This is a genomic window from Streptomyces phyllanthi (assembly GCF_009377205.1).
GTDB classification, from domain to species: Bacteria; Actinomycetota; Actinomycetes; order Streptomycetales; family Streptomycetaceae; genus Streptomyces; species Streptomyces phyllanthi.
This window is the reverse complement of the sequence record NZ_VJZE01000523.1, coordinates 1-5,971: the sequence shown is the minus strand read 5'-3', so window position 1 is coordinate 5,971 and position 5,971 is coordinate 1. Positions and strand designations below refer to the sequence as shown.

The 5,971-nt window shown below is 71.6% G+C and carries 8 protein-coding genes; 2 read left to right on the top strand and 6 right to left on the bottom strand.

Features of this window, described 5'->3' with window-relative positions; all coding sequences use genetic code 11:
• The coding region (locus FNH04_RS39900) for an AfsR/SARP family transcriptional regulator (protein ID WP_194236974.1) at positions 1 to 780 on the bottom strand (780 nt) is incomplete at its 3' end.
• A gap of 398 nt (positions 781 to 1,178) precedes the next feature.
• Between FNH04_RS39900 and FNH04_RS39895 the strand changes: the two genes are divergently transcribed.
• The gene (locus FNH04_RS39895; protein WP_152791003.1) at positions 1,179 to 1,385 is read left to right on the top strand and encodes a hypothetical protein; all 207 of its coding nucleotides are present in this window, start codon (positions 1,179 to 1,181) and stop codon (positions 1,383 to 1,385) included.
• Between the two features lie 48 nt (positions 1,386 to 1,433).
• Here the strand turns inward: FNH04_RS39895 and FNH04_RS39890 are convergent, their stop codons facing one another.
• The gene (locus FNH04_RS39890; protein WP_322725229.1) at positions 1,434 to 1,829 is read right to left on the bottom strand and encodes an SRPBCC family protein; all 396 of its coding nucleotides are present in this window, start codon (positions 1,827 to 1,829) and stop codon (positions 1,434 to 1,436) included.
• A gap of 5 nt (positions 1,830 to 1,834) precedes the next feature.
• A complete protein-coding gene (locus tag FNH04_RS39885) occupies positions 1,835 to 2,503 on the bottom strand; it encodes a CGNR zinc finger domain-containing protein (RefSeq protein WP_152791005.1) in 669 nt (222 codons plus the stop codon).
• Positions 2,504 to 2,568: 65 nt separating this feature from the next.
• Between FNH04_RS39885 and FNH04_RS39880 the strand changes: the two genes are divergently transcribed.
• The gene (locus FNH04_RS39880; RefSeq protein ID WP_152791001.1) at positions 2,569 to 3,024 is read left to right on the top strand and encodes a VOC family protein; all 456 of its coding nucleotides are present in this window, start codon (positions 2,569 to 2,571) and stop codon (positions 3,022 to 3,024) included.
• 19 nt (positions 3,025 to 3,043) lie between these two features.
• Here the strand turns inward: FNH04_RS39880 and FNH04_RS39875 are convergent, their stop codons facing one another.
• From FNH04_RS39875 to FNH04_RS39865, 3 genes are all read right to left on the bottom strand, one after another.
• Positions 3,044 to 3,631, bottom strand: coding sequence for a TetR family transcriptional regulator (locus FNH04_RS39875; RefSeq protein WP_152790999.1), 588 nt, complete (start codon positions 3,629 to 3,631; stop codon positions 3,044 to 3,046).
• Positions 3,632 to 3,657: 26 nt separating this feature from the next.
• A complete protein-coding gene (locus FNH04_RS39870; protein WP_152790997.1) occupies positions 3,658 to 4,662 on the bottom strand; it encodes an aldo/keto reductase in 1,005 nt (334 codons plus the stop codon).
• A 213-nt stretch (positions 4,663 to 4,875) separates the two neighbouring features.
• Positions 4,876 to 5,802 carry a DUF4394 domain-containing protein gene (locus FNH04_RS39865; RefSeq protein ID WP_152790995.1) on the bottom strand — a complete coding sequence of 309 codons (927 nt, stop codon included), beginning with the start codon at positions 5,800 to 5,802 and terminating at the stop codon, positions 4,876 to 4,878.
• Positions 5,803 to 5,971: the final 169 nt, after the last annotated feature.

The window sequence follows — 5,971 nt, the reverse complement described above, 5'->3', positions numbered from 1 at the left end:
CCCCTGCCCCTGCCCCACCGTCACGCGCCCGGCACCGCCGCGCAAGACGGCCGCGTACGCACCGGCGAGTTCCGGGCCGGGGTCGACTCCGAGGTCGTCGGACAGGCGGCGGTGGCAGTGCCGGTACACCGCGACGGCCTGGTCGCGGCGACCGACCGCGTCGTACGCCCGGATGAGGCGGGCCTGGGCGCCCTCGTCCAGAGGGTGTGACGCCGCGGCCTCCTCCAGTACGGGGAGGACGTCGGCGGCCTTTCCCGCCGCGAGCATGACGTCGCCGTACTGGGCGATCACGCCACGGCGCTCACCGGCCAGTGCGACGACCACCGGGTGGGCGGCGAGGAACGGCAGGTCGGCGAGCGGCGGTTGCTGCCACAGCGTGAGGGCGTCGGCCAGCAGGACCGCGGCCCGCGCGTCGTCGCCGTCCCGCCGCGCGCTCTCCGCCGACGCGACCAGGGTCCGGAAGCCGATCAGATCGATGGCGTCGTACGGAACGCGCAGCGCGTACCCGTCACCGAGCCGCGGCAGCACGGCGCTGGGGGCACGCGGCGGCCGTGCCGGTTCCAGCAGCCGGCGCAGATGCTTGATGTGGGTCTGGATGACGTTCGGCGCGCTCGCCGGGGGCCGCTCGCCCCACAGGGCGTCCGCGAGTCCGGAGTACGGCAGCCGCTGCCCCCGGGACACGGCCAGCAGGGCCAGGACGGCACGGCGCTGGGGCGAGCCGAGGGCGAGGGGTACTCCGTCCCGCCAGACGTTGACCGGCCCGAGTACCTGGATGCGCATGAGGCCCCCCTGACCAGCCGCGTCACAACTCCCCCACCACTTCTCCCTTCTCTATCCTCAGGAGCAGCACAACCGGAAGGCATATTCCGGCCCAACAGCACGACATCAGAAGGGAGTTGAGCTCGAAGCGGGCCCCGCCCGTCAGCCGGCGACAGCCTCCCGCTCCAATGCGATCGCGTGCGGCTTCTCCATCCGCTCGCGGGACTCCTCGCCGGGGCGGCGCTGACGGTGGCGCTGAGCCTGCGTCTGCCGTGCACCATCGACCAGCCCTCCGATGAGTTGGAACTCACCGCCCCGAGACACCCTGTTGATGTTGGTCTTGCTGCACACTCCTTGCTGCACATGCGAACAAGAAGGCTCAACAACCCCAGGAGTGCCAAGCGTCGCCAGGAGGCGTCATGCTGGAGATCAACACGAGCAAGGTGACCCGCTGGGACCAGCACGGGCGCGAGCACACCGTACGGGTCGAGCGCACGGGCATTCAGCGCACGATCAGATGCGACACGTGCGGCTGGCGCAAGGGCGCGCAGTTCCTGCCGTGGCTGAAGGCGGAGGAGCACCTCGCCGAGGAGCACCAGGCGACGGTCGACCCGACGGCGGCGTGACCTTACGGCGCTCGCGCCGCCGGCGGGTCGCGCCACCGTGAATCGCCGTCAGTACCGGTCGTCGAGCGCGGCGGCGACACGGTCCATCACCCGCCGCCAGTGGGCGCGTTGACGCTCACGCTCCTCGGCGCTCGCCATCCGCTCCTGGTGAAGACCGAGGACGGTGCGGCCCTCGGCGGCGGCGGTGAGGGTGACCTGGACGGTGGTGGTGCCGTACGTGACGCGGATGCGGTCGCCCGGCCGGTAGCCGCGCACCTCACCGCCCACGCCCGCGGCGGTCTCGTACGGCGCCCCGCGCTCCGGCGTGAGCCGCGCGCCGGGGCCGAGCCAGAGCGCCAGCCCTTCCGGGCCGCTGATGAACTCCCATACAGCCGAGGGGGCATGGTCCAGTGTCCGCGAGACGCCGATCTGCCATCCGGCGTCCTTGGTGAGTCCGGTAGGCACAACGATCACCCTTCTCCCTGATCTCCCTGATCTCCCTGATCTCCTTGTTCTCCCTGTGCTTCCCGCGCTTCCTCGGCGACCTCCCCGGCCCGGCGCACGCGCAGCGCCCGCACCTTGTGACGGTTGCCGCAGTGCTCCATGGAGCACCAGCGACGCCGGCCGGGCCGGGAGGTGTCGACGTAGACGAGGTAGCAGCGCTCACCCGCGCACATGCGGAGCCGCTCCGCGTACGGCCCGGTGAGCAGCTCGACGGCGTCGCGGGCGACGGTGGAGAGGAGCCGGGACCCGTCGGCCACCCCCGCCCACACGCGCCGCCCGCCGTCGCCGATCGCGGGGACCAGCGGCGGACGGGCTGCCGCCTCGTTGATGAGCCCGATGTCCTCCCGGCTCCCGCCGGGTATCCCGAGCTCGGGCAGTTCCCCGCAGATCCGCGCGACGGCCGTACGGCACAGGGCGTCACGGACCCGCCGGGCGTACGCCACGTCCGCCTCGGTGACGTCCAGAGCGGGCGTGGGCGTGAGCCGGGACCGCCCGGCCCAGTCGACCAGGTCGGCGGGTGTGTGGAGCACCTCGTACCGCCGGAGGGCTCCCGGGCCTCCGGTGACGAGCAGTTCGAGGCACAGGGCGCCGGGATCGAACCGGTAGGCGTTCCCGGAGTGGGACCGCATCACCATCCCGGACACGCGCGACACCCCCGGACGGTGGACGACGAGCACATGTAACCAATATAACCGGTTACATGACTGCACTGAACTGGAAGCTGGTCGTCGACACCCGGGACGCACAGACACTGGCGGACTTCTGGGCCGCGGCGCTGGAATACGAGGTGGAGGACGCCACCCCGCTGATCGACCACCTGCTGAAGGCGGGCGACCTGCCCGAGGCGGCGGTCGCCGAGCACAACGGCCACCGCGTCTTCCGGGGCTACGCCGCCGTACGCCACCCCGAGGACCCGTACGACCCGTTCACCGGCATCGGAAAGGGCCGCCGCCTGCTCTTCCAGGACGTCCCGGAGCCGAAGACGGTGAAGAACCGCCTCCACATCGACATCCACGCCGAACCGGACGGTCTCGAGACGCTGGTCTCCCGTCTGGAGTCCCTGGGGGCGACCCGCGTGAACGAGGTGGACAAGGGCCCCGCGGGCCACTGGTGGGTGATGCGGGACCCCGAGGGAAACGAGTTCTGCGTGGCCTGACGCCGCAGCTCCGGGACCGTCAGGCCTTGAGGCCCCGCAGCAGCAGGTCCACCACGGCCTGGAAGTCGTCCTCGGTGCCGGGCTGTTCCCACTCGGGGGCGTAGCGCGGGTCGTGGAAGCGGCGTGAGGCGTGGAAGAGGGCGCGGGCGGTGGTGCCCGGGTCGTCGGCGGTGAAGGTGCCGGCGGCGACGCCCGCCTCGACGATCCGCCTCAGCTGGCCGACCAGATCTGCGATGTGCTCGCCGACGGCGTCGCCGTTCTCGTCGGTCAGCACCATGTACGTGGCGAAGAGCTCGGGGTCGTCGCCCGCCTTGCGGCGCTTGGCCGCGAACAGGGCCGAGAACCAGTCGCGCAGCCGCGCCTCCGGGTCCCGGTCCTCGGCGACGATGGCGGAGAGGGACTCGGACGTGCGGTCCAGCCACCGCTTCGTCACCGCTTCCCGCAGCGCCGCCTTCGTACGGAAGTGCCGGTAGACACTGCCGTGACTGACACCGAGCGCCCGCGCCACGTCCACCACGGTCGCCTTGGCGGGGCCGTGGCGGCGCAGCACCTCCTCGGTCGCTTCGAGGATGCGCTCGGCGGTCAGGATCTGCGGGGTCGGGGCCATGAGGGAGACCGTACCCGGAGGGGCGATCAGCGCTCGCTGTCGAGGTGTGCCATCTGGGCCGCCGCGTAGCGGTCGCCCGCGGCGGAGCCGGCCGGCACGGCGTCCTCGACGGCCGCCAGGTCGGCCGCGTCCAGGGTGACGTCCAGGACGCCCAGCGCCTCGGTCAGCCGGTCGCGGCGGCGGGCGCCGATCAGCGGCACGATGTCGTCGCCGCGAGAGAGCACCCAGGCGATCGCGATCTGGGCGACGCTCACGCCCTTCTGTTCGGCGATCTTCCGCAGCGCCTCGACGAGGCCGAGGTTGTGCCGGAGGTTCTCGCCCTGGAAGCGGGGCGAGTGCGCACGGAAGTCGTTGGCGGCGAGCTGCCGGTCGGCGGTGAAGTGCCCGGAGATCAGACCACGGGACAGCACCCCGTACGCCGTGATGCCGATGCCCAGCTCGCGCGTCGTCGGCAGGATCCTGTCCTCGATGCCGCGCGAGCTGAGCGAGTACTCGATCTGGAGGTCCACGATCGGCGCCGTGGCGGCGGCGCGCCGGATCGTCTCCGCGCCGGCCTCGCTCAGCCCGATGTGCCGTACGTATCCCTTCTCCACCAGCTCCGCGATCGCGCCGACCGTCTCCTCGATCGGCACTTCGGGGTCGACCCGGGCGATCCGGTAGACGTCGATGTGGTCCACGCCGAGGCGCTGGAGCGAGTACGCGGCGAAGTTCCTGACCGCGGCCGGCCGGCCGTCGTACCCGGCCCACTGTCCGTCCGGGCCGCGCAGGGCCCCGAACTTGACGCTGGTGAGCGCCTGTTCGCGCCGCGCCGCCGGGGCGGAGCGCAGGGCCTCACCGATCAGCATCTCGTTGTGGCCCATGCCGTAGAAGTCGCCCGTGTCGAGCAGGGTCACGCCCGCTTCGAGCGCGGCGTGGATCGTCGCGACGGACTCGGCCCGGTCCGCTTCGCCGTAGAGCGCGGACATGCCCATGCAGCCGAGGCCGAGAGCGGAGACCTGGGGGCCGGTGGTGCCGAGGGGGCGGGTTTGCATGTGAGCTCCTTGGGGTCCCGTGAGCCGTGGGGCCGCTGAACGCGGGGACCCACGGATGACGTACCTCCACCCTGACATGACAGCTGACAGATTTCAATATCTGTCAGCTGTCATGCGTCAGTCGCTATGTGCCAGCCGCTATGTATCAGCCGTTACGCGTCAGGGGTCGCGCCTCAGCAGCCGCCGAGGCTCCTGCGGAGCCCCTCGCCGGCCTCACCCCTGCTTCAGCGGAATCGCCAGGTCCACGACCTGCCGACCGGACGGGAAGGCACCGGTCGCCGTCGCCCTGCCGGTCAGGAGGTTGACCCGGAACGCCCGGTCGCCCGTCACGGCGTACCCGGTGTTCGTGCCGTTGCGTGCCGAGCTGTAGATGTCGAACCCGCTGTTCGGCGGCACGTCTACGCCGAGCTTGCCGGTGGGCGCGAGGTTGCCCGCGTTCGCCGGCGACTGGACCGACACCTGGTCCTGGGCGGTGTCGAGGTCGAAGAGGGTCGTCGCCGTCGTGGCGTCGAGGTCGTTGTTCGTGTACGCCGCTCCGGTCACCCCCTGGGCCGTGGCACCGGTCGTGGCGGGCGGCACCGGCGGGTTGGTGAGGGTGCCGTCGACGGCCGTCATGCCGGCCGCGGGGGCGCCCTGCGGGTCGTCGAGGTTGTGGCGAAGGTTCTGCCCGGTGTCGCTGATCACCCGGAGCCGGTTGGCGGCGGGGTTGAAGTCGACTCCGAAGGACTTGCCCTGGAGCGGAGCGGTGAGCTGGGAGACCTTGGTGGCGCGGGCGCCGATCTCTCGGAGGGTGTAGATACCGCCCTTGTCGCCGACGCCGTACAGCTTGTTGTTCTGGACGCGGTAGTCGATGCCGACGAGCATGGTGTCGCCCTTGAGCCCGAAGACCTTGCCGAGCGGGATCACGGCACCGGGCCGGTCCGTCCGGAACGTGACCAGCCGCTGGTCCCGCGTGAGCCCGACGGCCCGCGGGCCGCTTCCTGCGAGCGCCTTCGACGCGGTGCCGAGCTGCGCCTTCGACTCGACGGCGCTCGCGGAGGGCGACGTCCCGCTGCCGCCGAACGCCCCGGAACCGACGACGCCGACCGTTCCGACCGCCACCGCCATCGTCAGCACGCCTATGACTGCCTGCTTGCGCATCTGTGCCCCCGTGGGAAGTGTCCGGCCCGCACCCTGCGGGCCGTATGCCCTTCCTTCGGAGCGCTTTGTCCTCTGGATTGCGAAAACCCCGGTTCGTTACATCCGTTACGGACGTGACAGAACCGGGTCATTAGGCAGGACCCGCCGGTTTCCCGCCCCCACCAGGGGC